Source organism: Streptomyces aidingensis (assembly GCF_900112355.1).
GTDB classification, from domain to species: Bacteria; Actinomycetota; Actinomycetes; order Streptomycetales; family Streptomycetaceae; genus Streptomyces; species Streptomyces aidingensis.
Genome location: NZ_FOLM01000017.1, coordinates 24,733 through 48,866, shown reverse-complemented (window position 1 = coordinate 48,866; position 24,134 = coordinate 24,733). Strand labels below are relative to the sequence as shown.

At 73.2% G+C, this 24,134-nt stretch carries 20 protein-coding genes; 12 read left to right on the top strand and 8 right to left on the bottom strand.

Annotated elements, in window-relative coordinates:
- Window positions 1-2: 2 nt before the first annotated feature.
- Window positions 3-1,985, top strand: a complete 1,983-nt coding sequence (gene glxA / locus BM242_RS23915) for a galactose oxidase early set domain-containing protein (protein ID WP_483883347.1) — start codon at window positions 3-5, stop codon at window positions 1,983-1,985.
- A 59-nt stretch (window positions 1,986-2,044) separates the two neighbouring features.
- Here the strand turns inward: glxA and BM242_RS23910 are convergent, their stop codons facing one another.
- Window positions 2,045-3,112, bottom strand: coding sequence for a glycoside hydrolase family 6 protein (locus BM242_RS23910; protein WP_425443922.1), 1,068 nt, complete (start codon window positions 3,110-3,112; stop codon window positions 2,045-2,047).
- A 107-nt stretch (window positions 3,113-3,219) separates the two neighbouring features.
- Complete coding sequence (locus BM242_RS23905; protein WP_093840992.1) at window positions 3,220-4,368, bottom strand: lipid II:glycine glycyltransferase FemX; 1,149 nt, start codon at window positions 4,366-4,368, stop codon at window positions 3,220-3,222.
- 355 nt (window positions 4,369-4,723) lie between these two features.
- Here BM242_RS23905 and BM242_RS30560 point away from each other — a divergent pair, with 355 nt between their 5' ends.
- The 5 genes from BM242_RS30560 to icmA all read left to right on the top strand — a co-directional run bounded on the left by BM242_RS30560 (window position 4,724) and on the right by icmA (window position 9,241).
- A complete protein-coding gene (locus BM242_RS30560) occupies window positions 4,724-5,308 on the top strand; it encodes a SigE family RNA polymerase sigma factor (protein WP_107365170.1) in 585 nt (194 codons plus the stop codon).
- Window positions 5,305-6,408 (top strand): hypothetical protein, encoded by a 1,104-nt coding sequence (locus BM242_RS23895; RefSeq protein WP_093840990.1) that lies wholly within the window; start codon window positions 5,305-5,307, stop codon window positions 6,406-6,408. The genes BM242_RS30560 and BM242_RS23895 overlap by 4 nt, the downstream gene beginning before the upstream one ends.
- A gap of 76 nt (window positions 6,409-6,484) precedes the next feature.
- On the top strand, window positions 6,485-6,994 hold the full coding sequence (locus BM242_RS23890) for a MarR family winged helix-turn-helix transcriptional regulator (protein ID WP_093840989.1): 510 nt from the start codon (window positions 6,485-6,487) through the stop codon (window positions 6,992-6,994).
- 62 nt (window positions 6,995-7,056) lie between these two features.
- Window positions 7,057-7,440 carry a DUF3817 domain-containing protein gene (locus BM242_RS23885; protein ID WP_093840988.1) on the top strand — a complete coding sequence of 128 codons (384 nt, stop codon included), beginning with the start codon at window positions 7,057-7,059 and terminating at the stop codon, window positions 7,438-7,440.
- Between the two features lie 91 nt (window positions 7,441-7,531).
- Window positions 7,532-9,241, top strand: coding sequence for a coenzyme B12-dependent isobutyryl-CoA mutase large subunit (icmA, locus tag BM242_RS23880; protein WP_093840987.1), 1,710 nt, complete (start codon window positions 7,532-7,534; stop codon window positions 9,239-9,241).
- 30 nt (window positions 9,242-9,271) lie between these two features.
- On the opposite strand, the gene BM242_RS23875 is transcribed toward icmA, so the two are convergent.
- Window positions 9,272-9,940, bottom strand: a complete 669-nt coding sequence (locus tag BM242_RS23875) for a TetR/AcrR family transcriptional regulator (protein WP_093840986.1) — start codon at window positions 9,938-9,940, stop codon at window positions 9,272-9,274.
- Between the two features lie 161 nt (window positions 9,941-10,101).
- Between BM242_RS23875 and BM242_RS23870 the strand changes: the two genes are divergently transcribed.
- The 4 genes from BM242_RS23870 to BM242_RS29635 all read left to right on the top strand — a co-directional run bounded on the left by BM242_RS23870 (window position 10,102) and on the right by BM242_RS29635 (window position 14,451).
- Entirely contained in the window at window positions 10,102-11,109 is a 1,008-nt protein-coding gene (locus tag BM242_RS23870; protein ID WP_093840985.1) for a tetratricopeptide repeat protein, read from the top strand.
- Between the two features lie 463 nt (window positions 11,110-11,572).
- Entirely contained in the window at window positions 11,573-12,190 is a 618-nt protein-coding gene (locus BM242_RS23865) for a DUF6230 family protein (protein WP_093840984.1), read from the top strand.
- 334 nt (window positions 12,191-12,524) lie between these two features.
- Entirely contained in the window at window positions 12,525-13,181 is a 657-nt protein-coding gene (locus BM242_RS23860) for a DUF6114 domain-containing protein (RefSeq protein ID WP_245834464.1), read from the top strand.
- Window positions 13,182-13,245: 64 nt separating this feature from the next.
- Window positions 13,246-14,451: a hypothetical protein gene (locus tag BM242_RS29635; protein WP_175541552.1), complete on the top strand. Its 1,206-nt coding sequence runs from the start codon at window positions 13,246-13,248 to the stop codon at window positions 14,449-14,451.
- Between the two features lie 165 nt (window positions 14,452-14,616).
- On the opposite strand, the gene pyk is transcribed toward BM242_RS29635, so the two are convergent.
- The 3 genes from pyk to pta form a co-directional block, all read right to left on the bottom strand.
- Window positions 14,617-16,041 (bottom strand): pyruvate kinase, encoded by a 1,425-nt coding sequence (pyk, locus tag BM242_RS23840; protein WP_093840982.1) that lies wholly within the window; start codon window positions 16,039-16,041, stop codon window positions 14,617-14,619.
- 70 nt (window positions 16,042-16,111) lie between these two features.
- Entirely contained in the window at window positions 16,112-17,383 is a 1,272-nt protein-coding gene (locus tag BM242_RS23835; RefSeq protein WP_245834462.1) for an acetate kinase, read from the bottom strand.
- A gap of 52 nt (window positions 17,384-17,435) precedes the next feature.
- The gene (pta, locus tag BM242_RS23830) at window positions 17,436-19,577 is read right to left on the bottom strand and encodes a phosphate acetyltransferase (RefSeq protein WP_093840981.1); all 2,142 of its coding nucleotides are present in this window, start codon (window positions 19,575-19,577) and stop codon (window positions 17,436-17,438) included.
- Between the two features lie 249 nt (window positions 19,578-19,826).
- Between pta and BM242_RS23825 the strand changes: the two genes are divergently transcribed.
- A complete protein-coding gene (locus BM242_RS23825) occupies window positions 19,827-20,852 on the top strand; it encodes a 6-phosphofructokinase (RefSeq protein WP_093840980.1) in 1,026 nt (341 codons plus the stop codon).
- Between the two features lie 245 nt (window positions 20,853-21,097).
- Here the strand turns inward: BM242_RS23825 and BM242_RS23820 are convergent, their stop codons facing one another.
- Window positions 21,098-22,021, bottom strand: a complete 924-nt coding sequence (locus BM242_RS23820) for a serine/threonine dehydratase (RefSeq protein ID WP_093840979.1) — start codon at window positions 22,019-22,021, stop codon at window positions 21,098-21,100.
- A gap of 185 nt (window positions 22,022-22,206) precedes the next feature.
- Complete coding sequence (locus BM242_RS23815) at window positions 22,207-22,911, bottom strand: NAD(P)-dependent oxidoreductase (protein WP_093840978.1); 705 nt, start codon at window positions 22,909-22,911, stop codon at window positions 22,207-22,209.
- Window positions 22,912-23,060: 149 nt separating this feature from the next.
- Between BM242_RS23815 and BM242_RS23810 the strand changes: the two genes are divergently transcribed.
- Complete coding sequence (locus BM242_RS23810; RefSeq protein WP_093840977.1) at window positions 23,061-24,074, top strand: sigma-70 family RNA polymerase sigma factor; 1,014 nt, start codon at window positions 23,061-23,063, stop codon at window positions 24,072-24,074.
- The last annotated feature ends 60 nt before the right edge of the window (window positions 24,075-24,134 follow it).

Genomic DNA, 24,134 nt, shown 5'->3' with positions numbered 1-24,134 from the left:
AGATGATGCCCCGACCCCTGAGCGGGCCGCCGGCCGGCCCGTCGGCCCGGCACCGGCGCCGGCCGAGCCCCGCGGTACGGTTCCGCAAGGCCGTGCTCGGCGCCGGCGTCACCGCGGCGCTGGCCGCGATGAACGTGCCGGCGGCCGTCGGCTTCGCCCAGGACCGGCTGCACGAGTACCGGATATCCCGGCCCGAGTACCAGGCCCGGTACGGCTCCTGGTCCCGGGTCCAGGTGCCCGAGGAGTACCGCACCAACGCCATCCACGCCGCCCTGCTGCACACCGGCAAGGTGCTGCTGATCGCCGGCTCCGGCAACGACCAGGAGCAGTTCGACGCCGGCACCTTCGACACCGTCCTGTGGGATCCGGAGGCGAACACCTTCACCACCGTGCCCACCCCGGACGACCTGTTCTGCGCCGGCCACGCCCAGTTGCCCAGCGGGCGGCTGCTGGTGGCCGGCGGCACCGCCCGCTACGAGATCCTGGGCGACGCGGTCAAGCACGCCGGCGGCGCCATGCTGGTCAAGAACGAGGACCCGGACCGGGCCCGCACCCTGCCGGCCGGCACCCGGTTCCGCTCGCCCTCCGGCGTGGAGTACGAGTCCGCGGTGGAGATCACCGTGCCGCCCGCGGCCAAGGAGGTGGTGCCCGGCGGCGCCGAGGTCACGGCCAGTGAGGAGCGGGTCTTCGTCACCGCCGTGGCCGAGGGCGAGGCCGGGGTCACCGAGGAGAGCGCCCAGTACGAGATCGTCGGCCTTCAGGGCCGGGACGCGGAGAATCTCTACGGGCTGGCCGAGCAGATGACCCTGGACGACCAGGACTTCCAGGGCATCGATGTGGCCTTCGAGTTCGACCCGGTGGCGGAGCGCTATGTGCCGGTGGAGCCGATGGCCGAGGCCCGCTGGTACCCCACGCTGACCGCGCTGCCGGACGGCCGGGTGCTCACCGTCTCCGGACTGGACGACGTGGGCGAGGTGGTGCCCGGCATCAACGAGATCTACGATCCGGCCACCCGGACCTGGAGCGAGGCGCCGGAACGTTACTTCCCGACCTATCCGGCACTGTTCCTGATGGCGGACGGCCGGATCTTCTACACCGGCTCGAACGCGGGCTACGGACCGGCCGACCAGGGCCGCGAGCCGGGGGTGTGGGACCTTTCGGACAACAGCTTCCAGCCGGTCCCCGGGATGACCGACCCCGACCAGCTCGAAACCTCCGCCTCGCTGCTGCTGCCGCCCGCCCAGGACCAGCGGTTCATGGTGCTCGGCGGCGGCGGGGTCGGCGAGTCCGCCAAGTCCACCGCCCGGACCGCGATCATCGATCTCACCGAGGAGCAGCCCGAGTACACCGACGGCCCGGAACTGCCGCAGGGCACCCGCTACCTCAGCAGCGTGATCCTGCCGGACGACACCATCTTCACCACCGGCGGATCGGAGGACTACCGGGCCCGCGGCGACAGCAATGTGCTGCGCGCCCAGTTCTACGACCCCGCGGCCAACGAGTTCCGGGAGGCCGCCGACCCCACGGTGGGCCGCACCTACCACTCCGAGGCGCTGCTGCTGCCGGACGGCCGGGTGGCCACCTTCGGCGGCGACCCGCTCTTCGCCGACGAGGCCAATACCCGTCCCGGCGAGTTCGAGCAGCGCATCGAGGTCTACGAGCCGCCCTATCTGCACCGGGCGGACGAGGCGGAGCGGCCCCGGCTGACCGGCGGCCCGGAACGGATCGGCCGCGGCGAGACCGCGGCCTTCGCCACCCCGCGGGCGGACCGGATCGCCACCGCCCGGCTGATCCGCCCCAGCGCGGTGACCCACACCACGGATGTGGAGCAGCGCTCCATCGAGCTGGCGGTCGGCCGGGGCGAGGGCGAGATCACGGTGACCGTGCCGGACGAGCCGGCGCTGGTCCCGCCCGGCTGGTACATGCTCTTCGTCACCGACACCGACGGCATCCCCTCCGAGGCCACCTGGGTCCACATCCCCTGAGCCGGACGAGCCCGGGCGGCCGGGCGGCGGCCCGCCGCCCGGCCGGTGCCCGGGGAGCGTCAGCCCTGGCGGCGCTGGGCCTCCCGCGCCAGGCCCAGGGCGTATTCCGGCCACCACTCGCCGGCCCGGGGGCCGCCCCGGCATTCGCCGTCCGACTCGCCCGGACGCTTGATCCACAGAAAGGCGTCCACCAGCGGCAGCCCCGTGTCCAGGGTGGGGGGATCGCCCAGCGCGCGGCCCGGCGGATTGCACCACGACTCCTCGCCCTGGCCCTGGGCCGGGCCATTGCCGTTGCGGCTGGTGTCGATCACGAAGCCGGCGCCGTCCAGCAGCCCGGACAGCCGGGTGCCGTAGGCGACCACATCCTCGGTGGTCTGGTAGTTGGAGACATTGAGCGCGAAACCGTCGGCGCGCCGCACGCCCGCCCGGCGCAGCGCGTCCGCCAGCCGCCGCACATCCTGCACCCAGCTGGGATTGCCGGCGTCCAGATAGACCCGGGTCCGGGGCAGCTCCGCCAGCCGGTCCACCGCCCCGGAGAGCAGCTCGTAGCGGCGCTCGTGGTACATCTCGGCGGTGCAGCCGTCCAGCAGATGCGGCACCGCGTCCGGCTCCAGCACCACGATGGCCCGGGTGTCGCCGATGCCCTCGGCCAGGCTGCCGATCCAGTCCAGATAGGCGTCGCCGTCCGCGGCCCCGCCCTGCGAGTACTGGCCGCAGTCCCGGTGCGGGATGTTGTAGGCGACGAAGACCGCGGTCCGGTCCTGGGCGTCCGCCGCCCGGGCCACTTCCCGCACCCGCGGTCCCGGGTCGTGCTGGGCCTGCGGCCACTCGGCGATCGGCTGCTCGGCGATCAGCCGCAGGGCCTCGGCGTCCGCCTCGCGGCCCTGTGCCTCCCACTGCTCCACCTGCCGGGCGGCCGGGGTGTCGGGGTCGACCCACAGGCCGGAGCCGTGCTGTGCCGCCCCGCCGTCGGTGCCGTCCGTGCCGTGCGTGTCGTCCGTCGTCCCGGGCCCGGCGGAGCCGCCGCCCCCCGCCGAACAGCCCGCCGTCACCGCCGCCGTCAATGCCAGGAGCAGCCCGGCCATCAGCGCCGCGCCCCGCGTGTACCCGCCGTGCATGCCGCCCATCGTGTCACGCCGCTGCGTGATTCTCCTGTCACCCTCCGCTGAACCGGGGTCCGCCCGCGGCCGGGGACCGGCAGGGGCGACGGCGGGGGCAACGGCGAAGGGAAGTGTCAGCGGCGGGCGAGAAAACCGTGCATGGCGCGCAGCAGGGTGCGGTTGACCACGCCGTCCAGGGCGCCGTCCAGCGGCAGCTCCCATTCGCCGGACATCTCCACGGCCCGGCCGCCGGTGCCCAGCTTCCAGCGCAGCAGCCCGTGCGCCCGGTCGGCCGGGTCCAGGGTGTCCGGTATGCCGCGCATGTCGTAGACGGAGGCGCCCAGCTCATGGGCGTCGCACAGCATCCGCCACTGGAGCCCGTTGCTGGGCCGCACCTCGCGGCCCAGGTCGGCGGACGCCCCGGTCTGGTACCAGATCCGGGAGCCGTCCGCGGCCCGCACCATGGTGTGCGCGGCCAGCACCCGGCCCTCGTGGCGGGCGGTGTACAGCCGCATCCGGTCCGGCTCCTCGGCGTTGAGCGCCTCGTACTGGCGCTGGAAGTAGGCCAGCGAGCGGCCCAGCCGGAAGCCGTCGCGCCGCTCGGTGACACCGAGCAGCTCGTGGAAGACCGGCAGATCCTCCGGGCCGGTGGCGCCGCAGACCACCCCGGACTTGGCGGCCTTGCGCACATTGCGCCGCCACTCCTGGTTCAGCCCGGCCCACAGGTCCTCCCGGCGCCGCCCGGCCAGCGGGACCTCGAAGACCAGCCGCGGCTGCGCGTCGCCGCCGTCCTCGGCCGCGCAGCGCCGCCAGCCCGCGTCGCGCAGCCGGTCCGCCACCGCCGCGCCCAGCGGATCGACCAGGTCCGGCAGCACATCACCGATCCGGCGGCCCGGCCCGGTGGCGGCCTTGAGCGTGGCGGCGGTCCAGTGCCGGTACGCCAGCGGCGGGCCCATCCGCACCGCGAACGCGCCGGCCCCGCGCAGCCACTCCAGCAGCGGCGCCAGCCAGCGGCCGGCCAGCGCCGGATCGGACCAGTCGATCACCGGCCCCTCCGGCAGGTAGGCGAAGGACCGCCGCAGATGCGGCAGCCGCCGGTAGAGCACCAGGGCCGCGCCCACCACCAGGCCCCGCTCGTCGCGCCAGCCCAGGCTCTCGGCGAGCCAGCCCTGCTTGACCCGCGCCCAGGCGGGCGTCTGGAGGAAACTCACCTGCCCGGGGCCGGCGTCCGTCCGGGCACGTCTGCCGCGCAGGAACGCCAGATGTTCCGCGGTGGTCAGCATGTCCAGGTCGAGCGCGGCGGCGGACCGGGTGGCGGGCGGCGGCGACGTCAGGGTGAGCACGGACACATCCCCTCTGGGCGGATCGGCGGGCAGCGGCCCGGGACGGCACCGCTTTCACTCCTCTCACGCCCCGGGCGGCGCCCGTGTGACACGCTTTCCGCCCGGCCGCCGCCCGTGGCGCGGTTCCGTACCCGGGCCACGCCCGGCGGGCGGGTGCTGTGACAGCGAGTCTTGCCACAGCCGCCACGGCTTTCCCGGCCCGGCCCGGCCGGGGCAGACTGCGGGACCGGGCACGGCGGATTCCCCGGGAGGCGGATCCGCGGGCGGCCGGAGGGAAGCGGGATCCGGGGGAGCGGTGGGCACGGGAGCGGACGGCGGCGAGCAGCGGCGTCAGGAGTTCGACGCCTTCTACGCCGCCACCGCCCCGCGCCTGGTCACCGTGGTCCATGCGCTCACCGGCGACCGGGCGGAGGCGGAGGACGCCGTGCAGGAGGCGTACGCCCGCGCCTGGGAGCGCTGGCCCAAGTTGTGCGCGGGCGGCGATCCCGCCCCCTGGGTGCGCACCGTGGCGCTGCGGCTGGCGGTCAGTACCTGGCGCAAGGCCCGCAACCGGCTGCGTGCCCACTTCCGGCACGGCCCGCCGCCGGACGTCCCCGCGGTGGCGCCGGACCATGTGGCGCTGATCGACGCGCTGCGCACGTTGCCCGTGGAGCAGCGCACCGCGGTCGTCCTGCATCATCTGCTCGGGCTGCCCACCGCGGAGGTGGCCCGGGAGACCGGGGCCTCCGACGCCGCGGTCCGCGCCCGGCTCAGCCGGGCCCGCAAGGCCCTGCGGGCACAGCTCGGGGAGGAGCGGGGAGCGGCCGGACGCGGTGCCCCGGGCGGCCGGCCCGTGGCCGGTCCGCGGCTGCGCGCCGGGAAAGGAAACCCACCGCTGTGAACGAGCACCCGAAGCACCCCGCGCACACCGGGCGGGTCAACGGCGCGAGCCAGGACCCGCCGGCCGGGGTGGAGGAGCGGCTGCACGAGCTGGCCCGACTGCTGGAGACGGGTCTGCCCCCGGCCCCCCCGGAGGCGGTGCGCCGCCGCGGTGAGCGGCGCCGCGCCCGCCGCCGGGCCGGAGCCGCGGCCGGCTCGGTGGGAGCGGTGGCCGCGCTCGCCCTGGGCGGCTGGCTGCTGGGCGGCGGCTGGCCGGACGGCGCCCCGCTGCCGGACCGGCAGCCGGTGCCGCCCGCCGTGACCGGGACACCGGGTGAACGCACCGCGACCCCGAGTCCCGCCGGGCCCGAGAACGGCGGCGGCACCGACCCGCTGCCCGGGGAGGAGGACGTGCGGGACGGATCGTCGGTCGCCCTGCCGCCCGCCGCGCTGCCCTGGAGCGGGGCGCTGGTCTGGCAGGAGATGCCGGACGAGACCGTCTACCACGAACTGCGCGGTCTGCAGAACGTGGACTGCGACAGCGGCCTGTTCGCCCGGTACCCGGATCTCCCCGCGCGGGTCACCACCTTCGCCAGCGGGCAGACGGCCGCCGCCCAGTTCCGGGTGGTGTCCTTCCCCGCCGAGGAGTACGCCGCCGCCTACACCGAGTCGCTGCACCTGCCCGCGCACGACTGCGGCCTGCTGGTCCCGGACGCCGCCGCCGAGGCGGCGGTCCGGGCGACGGCGGGCACCGGGGTGGAGCTGACCATCTACGACCAGGTCGCGGCCACCGCCGGGCGCCGGGCCGCGGGGTCGTATCTGTTCGTGGCCCGCAGCAAGCACATGGTCCTGTCGGTGCGCATGATCACCACGCCGTTCCCCACCTCCGGCCAGGTGGGCGAGGAGATGGCCATGCTGTACGAGACCGGGCCCGAGCAGAAGCACTACCGGGTCACCGCGGAGTGCCTGGTCACCCTGGTGAGTGAGGCGGCCGGGGAGACGGCGGAGGGCGCCGCTTCCGTCCGGGACGGCCGCTGCGGCGGCACCGGCGGCGGCGGGACGGGCGGCGGCGGGACGGGCGGCGGCGGCACCGCGGAGGGCGCGGTGCCGGCGACGCCGTGACCACCCCCACGCGGTATCCGGGCCATCGGCTGAGACAGCCTTACAGGTGATCGCCACGCCCGGTAGGGTCGAGCCCGTGCCCAAACCGCTTAGCCTGTCGTTCGATCCCATCTCCCGTGCCGGGGAGCTGTGGAAGGGGCGCTGGGGCCGGTCGCCGTCCATGGAGGCGATCACCTCGATCATGCGCGCCCACCAGATTCTGCTCGCCGAGGTGGACGCCGTGGTCCGGCCCTACGGACTGACCTTCGCCCGCTACGAGGCGCTGGTGCTGCTCACCTTCAGCAAGAAGGGCGAGCTGCCGATGTCCAAGATCGGCGAGCGGCTGATGGTGCACCCGACCTCGGTGACCAACACGGTGGACCGGCTGGCCAGGGCGGGCCTGGTCACCAGGCGCCCCAACCCCAACGACGGACGCGGCACGCTGGCCGTGATCACCGACCGGGGCCGGGAGATCTGCGACGCCGCCACCCGGGATCTGATGGCCATGGACTTCGGGCTCGGCGCCTATGACGAAGAGGAGTGCGAGGAGATCTTCGCGCTGCTGCGCCCGCTGCGGCTGGCCGCCGGGGACTTCCGCGACGACTGATCCCGGCGTCCCCGCGTGGGGCGGACGAGGAACGCCCGAATCGGGCGGATACGCTCGTCCCCATGAAGCCGAGCGTCCTGACCCGTTACCGCGTGATGGCCTATGTGACCGCCGTCATGCTTCTGGTGCTGAGCACCTGCATGGTCTTCAAGTACGGATTCGACACCGGCGAGGACCTGACCTTTGTGGTGTCGCAGGCCCACGGTCTGCTCTACATCATCTATCTGATCGTCGCCTTCGACCTCGGGCAGAAGGCCCGCTGGCCGTTCGGCAAGCTGATCGGTGTGCTGCTGTCCGGCACCGTGCCGTTCGTCGCCTTCTTCGTGGAGCGGCGGATCACCCGGGAGATCACCCCGCTGCTGGACCGCCCGGAGGCGCCCCGGCAGCCCTCGGGTCCCGGTCGGGAGGCCGGTGCCGAGCGGTCCGCGGAGTCGGTCACCGGCTGAGCCCGACCCGGGGAAACGCCGTTCACGGCCGGTTGCTCGGTCGTCCTAGTAATTACTTGGACGTCCGAGTAAATTGGTGTGCATGGATGCCATGGACCCTGACGCACCCGAGGCCATCAGTGCGGGCCGCCGCCGTTGGCAGGCCCGCTTCGACGCCTCCCGCACCCGGGACGCCGACTTCACCACCCTCTCCGGCGCCGGACTGGAGCCGGTCTACGGACCCCGTCCGGGCGACACCTACGAAGGTTTCGAGCGCATCGGCTGGCCCGGGGAGTTCCCCTTCACCCGCGGCCTGTACGCCACCGGCTACCGCGGCCGTACCTGGACCATCCGCCAGTTCGCCGGCTTCGGCAACGCCGAGCAGACCAATGAGCGCTACCGGATGATCCTGGACGCCGGCGGCGGCGGGCTGTCGGTGGCCTTCGACATGCCCACCCTGATGGGCCGGGACTCCGACGACCCGCGCTCGCTCGGCGAGGTCGGCCACTGCGGGGTGGCCGTGGACTCCGCCGCGGACATGGAGACCCTCTTCCGGGGCATCCCGCTGGGCGAGGTCACCACCTCCATGACCATCTCCGGGCCGGCCGTGCCGGTCTTCTGCATGTATCTGGTGGCCGCCGAGCGCCAGGGGGTGGACCCGGCGGTGCTCAACGGCACCCTGCAGACGGACATCTTCAAGGAGTACATCGCCCAGAAGGAATGGCTGTTCCCGCCCGAGCCGCATCTGCGGCTGATCGGGGATCTGATGGAGTACTGCGCCGAGCGCATCCCGGCGTACAAGCCGCTGTCGGTCTCCGGCTACCACATCCGGGAGGCCGGGGCCACCGCCGCGCAGGAGCTGGCCTACACCCTGGCCGACGGCTTCGGCTATGTGGAGCTCGGGCTCTCCCGCGGGCTGGATGTCAACACCTTCGCGCCCGGGCTGTCGTTCTTCTTCGACGCGCACATCGACTTCTTCGAGGAGATCGCCAAGTTCCGCGCCGCGCGCCGGATCTGGGCGCGCTGGATGCGCGACGTCTACGGCGCGACCAGCGAGAAGGCGCAGTGGCTGCGTTTCCACACCCAGACCGCCGGTGTCTCGCTCACCGCCCAGCAGCCGTACAACAACGTGGTGCGCACGGCGCTGGAGGCCCTTTCCGCGGTGCTCGGCGGCACCAACTCGCTGCACACCAACGCGCTGGACGAGACCCTGGCGCTGCCCAGCGAGCAGGCCGCGGAGATCGCCCTGCGCACCCAGCAGGTGATCATGGAGGAGACCGGGGTCACCAATGTCGCCGACCCGCTCGGCGGTTCGTGGTACATCGAGCAGCTCACGGACCGGATCGAGGCCGAGGCCGAGGAGATCTTCGAGCGCATAAGGGAACGCGGGCGGCGCGCGGTGCCGGACGGCCGGCACCCGATCGGGCCGGTCACCTCCGGGCTGCTGCGGGGCATCGAGGACGGCTGGTTCACCGGCGAGATCGCCGAGTCCGCGTTCCGCTACCAGCGGGCGCTGGAGAAGGGCGAGAAGAAGATCGTCGGCGTCAATGTGCACCATGGCTCGGTCACCCGGGATCTGGAGATCCTGCGGATCAGCCACGAGGTGGAGCGCGAGCAGGTCCGGGCGCTCGCCGAGCGCCGCCGCGGGCGGGACGACGCCGCGGTGCGCGCCGCGCTGGACGGCATGCTCACCGCCGCCCGGGAGGGCGCCAACATGATCGGGCCGATGCTGGCCGCGGTGCGCGCCGAGGCCACCCTGGGCGAGATCTGCGACTCCCTCCGCGGCGAATGGGGCACCTACACCGAACCCCCCGGCTTCTGAGCGCCGCCGCCGGGCCCGGGTCCGGCCGGGTCAGCGGCGGTCCGTGGCGGTGCGGGGGGCGAGGCCGGTGACGCCGGTCAGCCCGGTGAGGCCGGTGAGCAGGAGGCGGGCGAAGTCGGCGGCCCAGGCGCCGTCCACCGGCTCATTGCTCACCAGCGCGCGGTGCACCACCGTGCCGGCGATCACATCGAAGATCAGGTCCGCGTTGCGGGCGGCGGTCTCCGGGTCCGGTTCCGGCGGGAGTTCGCCGCGCGCCTGGGCGCGCGAGCGGCCCAGCAGCACCAGCGCCTTCTGCCGGTCCACGATCGCGTCCCGGATGCGGGCGCGCAGCGCCGGGTCCCGGGTCGCCTCGGCGACCACGGCCATCAGCGCCGTCCGGATCTCCGGCAGCTCCAGCAGCGCGGCGAAGCTGCGCACCACGCCCGCCAGATCGGCCGCCAGACCGCCGCTGTCGGGCAGTTCCAGATGCTCCTCGAAGACCGCCGCCAGGCTGTCCACCACCAGCTCGTTCTTGCCCGGCCAGCGCCGGTAGAGGGTGGTCTTGGCGACTTTGGCGCGGGTCGCGACCTCGGCCATGGTCAGCCCGGACCAGCCGAGCTCGGCCAGTGCCTGCCGGGTCGCGGCGACGATGGCGCGGTCCGCCGCCGCGCTGCGCGGCCGGCCGGTCCGGGGAGCGTCTCGGAAGGGGGCGTGGGACATGGCCGGAACCTTACCCGTGAGTAGTAAAGATCGCCGGGGTCTTGACTTACGCTACGAACCGTAGCGTAAGCTGCCGGGGCGCAGGCACTCACAGGACCCGGTGGGCGCCTGTCCCGGGGATGCGTTCCGCAACGAGCCGCGGAGGGGGGAGACTGGTCCTCATGCAGCCACGCAACATCTCCATGAGCGGCGTAGTGGACCTCTCCGCGCTGAAGGCGGCAGCCGAGGCCAAGGCCAAGGCCGAGGAGGCCCGCGCGCAACGCGCCCGTCAGGCGGCGGCCCCGACGCAGGAACCGGCAGGCGCACAGGGACAGCCCGCCGGTGACGCGCCGCGGCTCATCGTCGACGTCGACGAACAGAGTTTTGAGAGCGAGGTGCTCCAGCGCAGCGCCGAGGTCCCGGTCGTCATCGACTTCTGGGCGGAATGGTGCCAGCCCTGCAAGCAGCTCAGCCCGGTGCTGGAGCGGCTCACCGAATCCCTGGCCGGCCGGGTGGTGCTGGCCAAGGTGGATGTCGACGCCAACCCCATGCTGGCCCAGCAGTTCGGCGTGCAGGGCATCCCCGCGGTGTTCGCGGTCGTGGCCGGCCAGGCCCTGCCGCTGTTCCAGGGCGCCGCGCCCGAGGCGCAGATCCGGCAGGTGCTGGAGCAGCTTGTGCTCGCCGCCGAGCAGCGCTTCGGCATCACCGGTCTGGCCGGCGGCGTCGAGGCCGGTGCCGGGCAGGACGGCGCCGGCGGGGCGGTGCCCGCCCCGCCCATGGACCCGGCGCTGGAGGCCGCGTACTCCGCGCTGGAGACGGGCGATCTGGGCGGTGCCATCCGGGCCTTCGAGAACGTGCTCTCCGACCAGCCCGGTCACCCCGAGGCCAAGGCCGGCCTGGCCAATGCCAGGCTGCTGGAGCGGGTGGGGGAGATGGACCAGGCGAAGGTGCGGCGGGAGGCCGCCGAGCGCCCGGCCGATGTCGCCGCGCAGATCGCCGCCGCCGATCTGGAGCTCTACGGCGGCCATGTCACGGACGCCTTCTCCCGTCTGGTCGACACGGTGCGCGACACCGCGGGGGAGGACCGCGAGCGGGCCCGGCGGCATCTGCTGGACCTGTTCGAGGTGATCGGCCACGAGGATCCGCGGGTGACCGCGGCCCGTGGTGCGCTCACCCGGGTGCTCTTCTGAGCGGGAACGCTCCCAGACGCTCGCATCGGCCGTGCTTTACCAAAGTTTGGTAAACACGGCCGATGTCACGCACGGTAGTCGGTCTCCAGGTTTCGGGGCTGTTGAGCCCGGTTGACAGTTGGAGCGGGGCGCCGATATTCGTTACCGAGCGTATAAAAGCTCGCTATCGTCCTATCGGTGATTCCACCGTGTCTTACTCGCTAGTAACGAACCTCTTGCCTGTCGACCGCACATCGAGCACGATCAGCCAAGCCGACGTCGGCCACGCGTCGGCCTCGGGTCGAGGGCGTTCCGCCGACGGGCGGGACCGTTCTTCATGGCCGTACCTGTGTGCGGTCCGTGGCTGTCTCCCGGGGGTGGCCCGGGATGTCGCGCTTCTCCGCGTCCGCGCGCCTCACGGGGCGGGTCCATCGGTACCCCTGGGGCGGACGGTGCGGGGGAGTTGTCCCTAAGGAGGAAAGTCATGGAGTCTCAGGCTCGTGGCGGCACCAGATGGCGGCGCTTCGGGGCCGTCATGGTGCCCAGCGTGGCCGCGACCGCCGCGATAGGCGTCGCCCTGGCCCAGGGCGCCCTCGCGGCCTCGTTCACGGTGTCCGGTCAGAGCTTCAAGGTCACCACCGACAAGCTGGTGAACGAAGACGGCTTTGTGCAGTACGGCACCGTCAACACGACGGCGGACGGCAAGCACGTCCCGGTCGCGGTATCGGCGTTCAACAGCGCCACGATCTACAACCTCTGCCAGTCGGTGGTGGTCCCCACCCCGATCGGCGATGTGACGCTGCGGCTCGGTGCGGGCGCGGACCCGGACCAGCCGGTCCAGGCCGAGAACCTGTTCATCGATGTGGCCCAGCTCGACGCCGACGCCGAGTTCACCAACATCGACATCGGTGTTCCGGCCGGCGGCACCAGCAAGGGGCCGGACCCGACAGGGCCCTACGACCCCAACTCCTTCGCCCAGCAGGCCGACAAGGTGACGCTGACCGACGTCAAGCAGACCGCGTGGGCGACCACCGCGGGCACCTTCAAGCTCAGCGGGCTGAAGCTGAACCTGCACAGGGGCAACGACAAGCAGTGCTACTGACGGCCGGCTGATCCGAGGCCCGGAACGGGGCCGTCGCACCGTCCCGTTCCGGGGCCGGATCGCCGGGGCCGCCGGCCGCAACGCGCCGCGCGGGGCCCGGGCGCCGGGCGATCCGGCCCCCGGGACCCGTCGTCCCCCGCCCCCGTCCCCCGCCGAACGGCCGTCCGTGACGGCCGCGGGCACCGGTTCCGCCGGTGTCCGCGGCCGGCGGCCGGACCCGTCACCCGTCCCCGTCCGGTGTCCGCACCCCTTCGTTCCTCCGCCGTCAGCCGTCCGCCGCACCGGGCGCTACTCGCACGCTGCCGCCGTTCCGTGCATCCAGGGAGCACGCGCCATGAGCACCACCACCCCATCGATGACCACCGCCGACGCGGCCGGGACGCCGCCCTCCCGTGTCACCCGGGCCCGCCGCGGCTTCCGGCACTGGAGAGGGCAGCGGCCGTTCTGGGCCGGGTTCTGGACCATCCTGGCGGGCATCCCGATCCTCTACTTCCCGTATGCGAATCTGCGCATGGGCGATCTGACCATCCGGATCGCCACCACGGCGGGTGCGGGCTCGCTGGTGATCGGTGTCCTGCTGATCACCCTGGGCTTCTCCATGTGGTTCCAGCCCACCACCCGGGTGTTCTCCGGAATCGCCACGCTGGTGCTGTCGCTGGTCTCCATCCCGGTGTCCAACATCGGCGGCTTCCTGATCGGCTTCCTGCTCGGCCTCACCGGCGGCGGCATGAGCCTGGCCTGGGTACCGGGCGACCGCAAGGCCGAGCTGGAGGGCCGTGACCGCGGGGAGGACACGGAGGAGAACGGCGCGGCGGCGGAGGAGGACACGGCGGCGGACACGGCCGGCGACTGGCGGACGCCGGGCGCCGCGGCCCCCGGCACCGGCAGCGCGCTGGCCGACTTCGGCATCGGCGGCGCGCAGGGCCGAGGGCCGGCGGCCGAGGAGGCCACCACAGCGGACGACACGGAGGGGAAGCACGGTGCCCAGTGAGGAGAACGCCGGCGCCGGCCGCTCGGCCGGCACCTCGCGCAAACCTTTGCGGAAGCGGCTTCACATGCCCGTGAGCAAGGCCGTGGCGCTGGCGGCGATGCCCTCCGCGGTGATCATGGGGATGGGGTTCACCTCTCCGCTGGCCAAGGCAGACCAGCATCCGGACAACCCCTTCCAGGACGGGCCCTGCGTGGCGCAGCCGGACCCGGCCGAGGAACCGGGAGCGGAACCGGCCGGCGCGCGGCAGCCGGAGCCGGAGCCCGAACCCGAGCCGGAGCCCGAACCCGAGCCGGAGCCCGAGCCCGAGCCGGAGCCCGAGCCCGAGCCGGAACCGGAACCGGAGCCCGAGCCGGAGCCGGAGCCGGAACCCGAGTCCGGTGACGAGGAGTCGGCGGCAGGGGGCGGCAGCGGCGCCGCGGAGGAGACGGCCGAGGCGGAGGGCGCCCATCCGCTCGATCCGCTGGGCGTCGGCCAGGCTCTGGAGGATCTGGGCACCGGGCTGGCCGGACTGGTCACCTCGGCCGGGCTGACCGGTGAGACCGCCGCCGAGCCCGAGCCCGAGCCGGAGCGGGAGCCGGCGGAAGCGCGGCAGGAGCCGGAGCGGCGGCGGGAAGCGCCGGAGCAGCGGCAGAAGCAGGAGAGCGGATCCGTCGGCGGGGCGGCCGGCGAGGCCGCCGGGGACCCGGCACCGGCGGCCGGGGAGGAGCCCGCCGGGGAGGCGCCCGCTGCCCCCGCGGCGGCGCCGGCGGCCGAGCAGACCGATCCCTTCGCCCCGGACGCCGAGGGCAGGGTGCCCTACCCCTGCCCGGTGGAACGGCAGGTGGCCGGCACGGATGTGGCCGTGGTGGTCGCGGACCACCCCTGGTACCTGGAGGCCACCTATCTGACCCTGCGCGGCCTGAAGTACCACGGCGTGGTCAATGTGACCACCTCCAGCGGAGGAACCAAGCAGGCGCTGAAGTTCACCGCCGAGAAACTGGACATAGGCGACCTGCACCAGATAGTCCACGGCGCCGACGGCGTCCGGTACCACGTGCAGGCCACCAAGGGCTCCAACTCCACCTTCCGCAACGGCACGGTGACCATGTACACCGAGCGGCTGGAGGGCAATCTGTTCGGCCTGATACCGATTGTCTTCGATCCGCAGCACGAGCCGCCGCTGGACATCCCGGTCGCGCACTTCACCGACGTGACCGTCACCCAGGCCGGTCAGTTCGGCGGCACGCTGAACTTCCCCAGGGGCATGCGCAACTACATCACGCGGTCGTGACGCGCGAAGACCCGGCGCCGGACCGTCGTCATCCCGCCATCGGATGACCACCGGGCATGCGAAGGGGCCGGGTGGATGCGGCGCCGCCGCCGGCCGCCGCATCCACCCGGCCCCTCCCGCCGCCCCGGGTACCGGGGTACCGGGACAAGGGCGTGCGGCGGCGGGTCAGCCGTCCTTGCCCAGATGCAGCACCCGGACCATGTTGGTGGTGCCGACCACGCCGGGCGGCGAGCCGGCCGTCATGATCATCACGTCGTCCTCCTGCCAGCGGTTGAGCCGCAGCAGCTCACGGTCCACCAACTGCACCATCTCGTCGGTGTTGTTGGCGTGCGGCACCACAAAGCACTCCACGCCCCAGCTCAGCGAGAGCTGCCGGGCGGTGGCCTCCTCGGTGGTGAACGCCAGGATCGGCTGCGCCGCCCGGTAGCGGGACAGCCGCCGCGCGGTGTCGCCGGACTTGGTGAAGGCCACCAGCGCCTTGGCGAACAGGAAATCCGCCATCTCGGCCGCCGCCCGCGCCACGGAACCGCCCTGGGTGCGCGGCTTCTTGCCCTGCACCAGCGGCTGCAGCCCCTTGGACAGCAGCTCCTGCTCGGCCGCCTCCACGATCCGCGACATGGTGCGCACCGTCTCGATCGGATACTGGCCCACCGAGGACTCCGCCGACAGCATCACCGCGTCCGTGCCGTCCAGGATGGCGTTGGCCACGTCCGAGGCCTCCGCACGGGTGGGCCGGGAGTTGGTGATCATCGACTCCATCATCTGGGTGGCCACGATCACCGGTTTGGCGTTCCGGCGGCACATCTCGATCAGCCGCTTCTGCACCATCGGGACCTTCTCCAGCGGGTACTCCACCGCCAGGTCGCCGCGCGCCACCATCACGCCGTCGAAGGCGAGCACGACCTCTTCCATGTTCTCCAGCGCCTGCGGCTTCTCCACCTTGGCGATCACCGGCACCCGCCGGCCCACCCGGTCCATCACCTGGTGGACGTCCCGCACATCGGTCGCGCTGCGCACAAAGGACAGGGCCACCATGTCGCAGCCCAGGCCGAGCGCGAACTCCAGGTCGGTGATGTCCTTCTCGGACAGCGCCGGGACGTTGACCGCGGCGCCGGGCAGGTTGATGCCCTTGTGGTCGGAGACCACACCGCCCTCGATCACGATGGTGTGCACCCGGGAGCCGTCCACCTCGGTCACCTGGAGCGCCACATTGCCGTCGTTGATCAGCACCGGGTCGCCCTTGGCGACATCGCCCGGCAGGCCCTTGTAGGTGGTGCCGCAGATCGTCTTGTCGCCGGGCACGTCCTCGGTGGTGATGACGAAGGTGTCCCCGCGGACCAGTTCCACCGGGCCCTCGGCGAAGGTGGCCAGCCGGATCTTGGGCCCCTGGAGATCGAAGAGGGTGCCGATCTCCCGGCCGGTCTCCCGGCCCGCCGCACGCAGGCGGTGGAACCGCTCCTCGTGCTCCGCGTGCGACCCGTGGCTCATGTTGAAACGGGCCACGTTCATCCCGGCCTCGATCAGGTTCTTGAGCTGATCGGCGGAGTCGACGGCGGGGCCCAGCGTGCAGACGATTTTGGAACGGCGCATGGGGGCGATCCTATCGTTTGTTCACGAGCGGAATAATCACGGGGGCGGCTGGTGGGCAACGGACAAACGGCTAGCGGGTTACCAGTTCGTAGGTCTGGGCGGCGATCTCCAGCTCCTCGTCGGTGGGCACGACGGCCACCGCCACCCGAGCGTACTCCGGGGAAATGAGCCTGGCTCGAGTGCTGCTCTCGGCATTCCGCTCCGTGTCGAGGGCCGCCCCGATGGTCTGGTCCAGCCCGGCCACCGCGGCCCGCCGCACTTGCGGGTCGTTCTCGCCCACCCCGGCGGTGAACGCGATGGCGTCCACCCGGCCCAGCACCACCGCATAGGCGCCGATGTACTTGCGCAGCCGGTGGATGTAGATGTCGAAGGCGAGCCGGGCCCGTTCGCCGTCCGGGCCGCCGGCCTCGATCCGCCGGCGGATCTCCCGCATGTCGTTGTCCCCGCACAGCCCGGCCAGCCCGGAGCGCTTGTTCAGCAGCTCGTCGATCTCCCCGGTCGTCATCCCGGCCACCCGGGCGAGGTGGAACACCACCGCCGGGTCGATGTCGCCGGAGCGGGTGCCCATCACCAGTCCCTCCAGCGGGGTGAGACCCATGGAGGTCTCCACGCAGCGCCCGCCGGCCACCGCCGCGGCGGAGGCGCCGTTGCCCAGATGCAGCACGATGACATTCACCTCGCCGATGTCCCGGCCGAGCAGCCCGGCGGTGCGGCGGGAGACGAAGGCGTGCGAGGTGCCGTGGAAGCCGTAGCGGCGGATCCGGTGGCGGTCGGCGGTGGCGGTGTCGACCGCGTACCGCCAGGCGTGCTCCGGCATGGTGGCGTGGAACGCCGTGTCGAAGACCGCCACCTGCGGCAGCGCCGGGCGGAGCGCCAGCGCGGTGCGGATGCCGGTGAGATTGGCCGGGTTGTGCAGCGGGGCCAGCGGCACCAGGCGCTCGATCTCGGCCAGCACCTCGTCGTCGATCAGCGCCGGGTCGGTGAAGCGGGTGCCGCCGTGCACCACCCGGTGGCCGATCGCCGCCAGCCGGGGGGAGTCCAGGCCCATGCCGTCGGCGGCCAGCTCGGCGGCGACCGCCTTCAGCGCCGCGGTATGGTCCGGGAACGGCTCCTCGGTCTCCCGCCGCTGCGGCCGGCGCCCGTCGCCGCCGTGCCCGGTGTGCACCAGGCGGGAGGTCCGCTCGCCGATCCGCTCCACCAGCCCGGCCGCCTGCCGGGAGCCGTCGGCCATGTCGATGAGCTGGTACTTGACCGAGGACGAACCCGAGTTCAGCACCAGTACCCAGCCGGCTCCGCCGCTCCGGGCCCTCCCGGACTTCGCGTCCGGACCGTTCACCGTCACCGGCCCTTCTCCTTCGCCCTCATCGCCATGCCCTCATCGCCATGCCCTCCGCTCATGCCTCCGCCGGCCGGCCGGCGGCCGGCCGATGCTGCTGCGCCTGCACCGCGGTGATCGCCACCGTGTTGACGATGTCCTGCACCAGCGCGCCGCGCGACAGGTCGTTGACGGGTTTGCGCAGGCCCTGGAGCACCGGGCCGACCGCCACCGCGCCCGCCGAGCGCTGCACGGCCTTGTAGGTGTTGTTGCCGGTGTTCAGGTCCGGGAAGATCAGCACTGTCGCCTGCCCGGCCACCTCCGAGCCCGGCAGCTTGGCGGCGGCCACGGTCGGCTCCACCGCGGCGTCGTACTGGATCGGGCCCTCCGCCTTCAGGTCCGGGCGCAGGGTGCGCACCAGCTCGGTGGCCTCCCGGACCTTGTCCACGTCCGCGCCGGTGCCCGAGGTGCCGGTGGAGTAGGACAGCATGGCGATCCGCGGCTCCACCCCGAACTGGGCGGCGGTGGCGGCCGACTGGATGGCGATGTCGGCGAGCTGCGCGGCGTCCGGGTCGGGGTTGACCGCGCAGTCGCCGTAGACCAGCACCCGGTCCGCCAGGCACATGAAGAACACCGAGGAGACGATCGCGGCGCCCGGCTTGGTGCGGATGATCTCGAAGGCCGGGCGGATGGTGGCGGCGGTGGAGTGCTCGGCTCCGGAGACCATGCCGTCGGCCAGCCCTTCGTGCACCATCAGGGTGCCGAAGTAGGAGACGTCCGTCACCACGTCGTAGGCCAGTTCATAGGTCACCCCGCGGTGGGCGCGCAGCTTGGCGTAGACCTCGGCGAAACGTTCCCGCAGTGGCGAGTCCTGCGGATCGACGATCCGGGCGGTGGCCGCGGACGGGTCGCCCGCCACCTCGTCCGTGGCCAGCAGCGGCAGATCCAGGCCCAGTTCACCGGCCTTGCGGCGGATCGTGGTGTCCTCGCCCAGCAGCGTCAGATCGCACACATTGCGGCGCAGCAGCACCTCGGCGGCGCGCAGCACCCGCTCCTCGGTGCCCTCCGGCAGCACCAGCCGGCGGCGGTCCGCCCGGGCCCGCTCGATCAGCTGGTGCTCGAACATCATCGGCGTCACCCGGTCCGTCCGGACCACGGACAACCGGTCGGTGAGCACCGCGGTGTCGACATGTTTCTCGAACAGACCGAGGGCGATTTCGGCCTTGCGGGGGGTCGCCGCGGTCAGCTTGCCTTCGAGGTCGAAAAGCTCGGCCGCGGTCGGGAAGGAGCCGCCCGGCACCGACAGCACCGGGGTGCCGGGGGCCAGCCGGTGCGCCAGCCGCATGGTCTGCTCGCCCGGGTTCAGCCCCAGCGTCAGCAGCACCCCGGCCACCGGGGTGGCGCCTGACGAGTGCGCGGCCAGCGCGCCCACCACCAGATCCGCCCGGTCCCCCGGGGTCACCACCATGCAGCCCTCGGTCATGGCGTTGAGGAAGGTGGGCAGCGAGGCGCCGCCGAACACGAAACCGCGCACATCCCGGGCCATGCCGGTCTGGTCGCCCAGCAGCACCGTGGCGCCCACCGCTTCGGCCACCTGTGCCACGGTCGGCGCGGCCAGCGCCGGCTCCTCCGGGATCACGAACACCGGCTCCGGCAGATGGCGGCCCAGCGTCCGGGCCGCCTCCAGCGCGGCCTCGCTGCGCACCCGGTTGGCGATGGTGGCGATCACGTCGCAGCCCAGCGAGGTATAGGCGTGATGGGCGTTGCGCACCTCCGCGACCAGCTGCTCCGCGTCCTCGCCCCGGCCGCTGACCACGGGCAGCACCACCGCGCCGAACTCGTTGGCCAGCCGGGCGTTGAGCGCCAGCTCGGCCGGCAGACCGGTGTCGGCGTAGTCGGTGCCCATCACCAGGACCGCCCGGTACTCCCTGGCCACCCGGTGGAACCGGTCCACCAGCCGCGCCACCAGCTCGTCGGAGCCGCGCTCGGCCTGGAGCGCCGCGGCCTCGGCATAGCTCATCCCGATCGCCGGCGCGGCGGGCCGGCCGAGCCGGAAGCGGCCCCGCAGCAGTTCCACCACCGGGTCCCGGTCACCGTGGGAGAGCGGGCGGAAGACCCCGACCCGCTCCACCTGGCGGGTGAGCAGCTCCATGATGCCCAGCTCGACCACCTGCCGGCCGTCTCCCCGGCCGATGCCCGTCACGTACACGCTGCGCGACACGTGCGTTCTCTCCTCACGCAAGCGGAACGGCCCGGCGCTGTTCACCCGGCCGTGGCTTCACCCGATCCGTCATCGGTGACACCCTTGACGGTACCCGGGGTGCACGGCGGAGCGCCCGATGGGCCGGGGCGCGGGTGTTCGGCGCCGCCTTCATGGCGTGAAACAATCAGGTGCGGCTCCCGGTAACACAGGGCGGCCCCGATGGCGCGGCCTCCCAGCTTTCCCCTATGCAGGCAGGAGAGAGAGTCCATGCGTATTGGCGTTCTCACCGCGGGCGGCGACTGCCCTGGCCTCAACGCCGTCATCCGGTCCGTCGTGCACCGGGCCGTGGTGGACCACGGGGACGAGGTCATCGGTTTCGAGGATGGCTTCAAGGGCCTTCTCGAAGCCCGGTACCGCAAGCTCGACATCGACGCGGTCAGCGGCATCCTGGCGCGCGGCGGCACCATCCTCGGCTCCAGCCGGCTGGAGCGCGGAAAGCTGCGCGAAGCCGCCGCCAACGCCGACCAGTTGCGCCGTGACCTCAACCTGGACGCGCTGATCCCGATCGGCGGCGAGGGCACCCTGACCGCCGCGCACATGCTCTCCGAGGCCGGCATCCCGGTGGTGGGCGTGCCCAAGACCATCGACAACGACATCTCCGCCACCGACCGCACCTTCGGCTTCGACACCGCGGTGATGGTCGCCACCGAGGCGATCGACCGGCTGAAGACCACCGCCGAGTCGCACCAGCGGGTGATGGTGGTCGAGGTGATGGGGCGGCACGCGGGCTGGATCGCCCTGGAGGCCGGCATCGCGGGCGGCGCGCACGGCATCTGCATCCCGGAGCGGCCGTTCCAGATCGACCGGCTGTGCGAGATGGTGCGGGAACGCTTCGCCCGCGGCAAGAAGTTCGCCGTGGTGTGCGTGGCCGAGGGGGCCCGTCCGGCCGAGGGCACCATGCCGTACGAGCGCGGCGAGATCGACGCCTATGGGCACGAGCGCTTCACCGGCATCGGCAACCGGCTGGCGGTGGAACTGGAGAAGCGGCTGGGCACCGAGGCGCGCCAGGTCATCCTGGGCCATGTGCAGCGCGGCGGCACCCCGACCGCCTACGACCGGGTGCTGGCCACCCGGTTCGGCTGGCACGCGGTGGAGGCCGCGCACCGCGGGGAGTTCGGCAACATGACGGCGCTGCGCGGCAACGAGATCGTGATGGCGCCGCTGGCCGACGCCACCTCCGAGCTGAAGACCGTGCCGCAGCACCGCATGGACGAATCCGAAGCCGTCTACTGAGTGCCGCTGCCCACTCGCTGACTACCAGCGGGTAATAAGGCGGGGGAAACCGGCGTCCCGGCCGCCCACCGCACCGGAGCCGGGGCCCGCGCGGTGGGCCGCACCGCCGCGGGCCGGGCAAGCGGCGGGGCCGCGGCGGCGGCGGTCCTCCGGATGCGCGGTGATCTGCCGGGCGATGTGCCGGGTGCCCGATGTGCCGGGTCTGCGCGCTGCCCGGCGCCCGGCAGGGGCGGCGGCGGGCGGCCTCAGCCCGTCAGGTCCGAGGGATCGGTGTTCGCCCCGCACAGCACCACGCACACCGTCTCCCCCTCGGCCGGGACATACACCCCGGCGTCGATCGCCGCCGACGCGGCGGCGGCGCCGTGCTCGACCGCGATCCGGTGCTCCGCCCACAGCCGCCGCCGGGCCGCCACGATCTCCTCGTCACTCACCAGCACCGGGCGGACATCACCCCGCAGCGCCCAGCCGAGGGCGTCCTCGGAAACCCGCCGGGCGCCCAGGCTGTCCGCCGCCACCGAGGCCACCGGCACGTCCACCACCTCTCCGGCCCGCACCGCGGCGTTCAGCGCCCGGCAGCCCTCCGGCTCCACGGCCACCACCCGCACCCCGTGCTCGGCGGCCGAGGCCGCCACACCCGCGAAGAGCCCGCCGCCGCCCACGGCCACCACCACGGTGTCGACCTGCGGCAGCGCGGCATGGATCTCCTCCATCAGCGTCCCCGCCCCGGCCGCGATCAGCGGATGCGCATAGGCGTGGGAGAGCAGCGCCCCGCTCCGGGCGCTCCACCGCCGGGCCTCGTCCGCGGCCTGTGCGTACTCCTGACCCACCAGCCGGACATCGGCCTGGAACCCGCGCAGCTTGCGGACCTTGACCGGCGGTGCCGTCTCGGGCACGAAGACCGTGGCCGGCACCCCGGCCGCCCGCGCCGCCCAGGCGCAGGCCAGGCCCGCGTTCCCGCCGGAGGCGATGGCCACGCCCGCCGCGGGCATCTCTCCCGCCTCCAGTTGCGCGGCCGTGAAGTTCAGCGCTCCCCGGGCCTTGAACGTCCCCGTGTGCTGGAGGAACTCCAGCGCGAACCAGACTCCGGGCCGTGCCGGCGCGACGGCCACCGTCCGCACCCGGCCGGCGACCCGCCCGGCGGCACCCTTCACATCCTCGTATCCGATCACCCCACCCACCCTACGATCCGCCCGCCCGCCGCCGGTGCGGCCGTCGCCGCCCTCCCCGCCACGCCGAGCCACGCACGAGCCTCCACCCCTTCTGTGATCGTCAACAGGACGTCGTGACCGGCCCGGTGACCCCGCCGCGCGCACCGGCCACCGCGACCCGGACGGCGGGCGGGTGCGTCGCTCGCTCAGGCGCGGGAGCCGAACGCCTCCCGGCGGATCACCCCGATCAGGCTCGGCGTGCCCTCGGTGGTCCGCACGTCGATGAAGGCGCGCACATGGCGCCCGCCGGAATCGGTGGCCTGGCGCAGCAGGGCGTCGGCCAGATCGGCCCGGGAGGTGAAGCGGCCCGGCAGACGCTCGGCGGCCACCCGGTAGGCGCTGACGTCCTCGGCGTCGAACAGACCGGCCGGGCGGATCACCGTCCAGTCCAGACCGCTCTCCCGCAGCACGGCCTCCATCCGCCGCATGTCCTCGTACACGGTCCGGCCGATGAAGCGCACGATGAAGGGCTCAAGCACCTTGCGGAAGAAGAGGCCCTCGCCGGGCGGCTCCACATCGAACAGCACGGTGGAGGTGATGCAGACCAGGCGGCGGACGCCGTGCTTGGCCATGGCCTCGGTGATGTGGGTGGCGCCCCGGGAGTAGACGGCGACCGGCTCGCGGCCGTAGGGGACGCCGAGCGCGGAGAGCACCGCGTCGTGCCCGGCGACGGTCTCCTCCACGGCGGCGGCGTCCAGCACGTCCGCGCCCGTCACCCGAAGGCGCGGACCGCTGAGCGGGAAGTCCGCGGGCCGGCGGGTGACGGCGGTGACGCGGTGGCCCTCCGCCAGGGCGCGGGCGGTGGCCAGCCGCCCGGTGGGGCCGTTGGCGCCGAAGATGATCAGCTTCATGACGGGTTCCTCCGTTTTCCCCGTGGTGCGTTTCACCCCTTCACGAGGGGACCGGGCGCCGGGGTGTGACGTCCCGTCCCGGGGAGCGGCGGATGTCACACTCCGGGGGCGTGCACCCTCTTGAGGGGGAGCGCGAGGGAAGGAACGAGATGTCCGACAGCCGGACCGCCGAGCGGGACACCGAGGGGGACTCCCACGGGGACGCCCGTGGGGCCTCCCGAGGGGGCACCCACGGCGGCACCCCGACCGAGGTGTTCACCCGCCACCGCGAGCTGCTGTTCTCCATCGTCTACAACATGCTCGGCTCCATCGCCGACACCGAGGACGTGCTCCAGGAGACCTGGCTCTCCTGGGCGGGACGGCAGGGGCGGGCCGCCGGGGCGGGGGAGGAGATCGGCAATCCCCGTGCCTATCTGGTGCGCATCGCGGTCAACCACGCGCTGGCCCACCGCGCCGTCGTGAGCCGCCGCCGCGAGACCTATGTCGGGCCGTGGCTTCCCGAACCGCTGGTCGCCCCGGACGGGCCGGCGGCGGGCGAGAGCGCCGACGCCGCCGCGCACGCCATGCGCACCGAATCCCTCTCCATGGCCCTGCTCGTCGTGCTGGAGACGCTCTCGCCGCTGGAGCGGGCGGTCTTCATCCTGCACGAGGTGTTCGGCTACCCGCATACGGAGATCGCAAAGATCCTGGAGCGCAGGGCGCCGGCCGTGCGCCAGATCGCCCGCCGGGCGCGCGCCCATGTCCACGCCCGCCGCCCGCGCTACCAGGCCCGTCCGCGCGTCCGGCAGCAGGTGACGGAGCGTTTCGTGGCGGCGGCGATGGGGGGCGATCTGGCATCGCTGATGGAGATCCTCGCCCCCGAGGTGACGCTCTGGACGGACGGAGGGGGCAAGGCCCCCCGTTCCGCCCTCCGCCCGGTCCACGGCCGGGAACGCGTCGCCCGGGCGCTGACGGGCTACGCCTCCCGCCCGCCCGAGGGCCTGGAGATCCGCCACCGCTCGGTGGGCGGCGACGCGGCGGCCGTGGTGTTCACCCACGGCTCGCCCTACGCGGTGATGGTGATGGACCTCGACGCCGAGGGCCGCCAGGTCTCCGGCGTCTATCTGGTCACCAACCCCGACAAACTCGCCCGCCTGGAGACGCGGGGCGACGGGGAGGCCTGACGGCCGGCCGGCGTCCGGGCAGGCGGAAAGACCGGCCCGGAAGTCCTGGGCCGGTGCGCG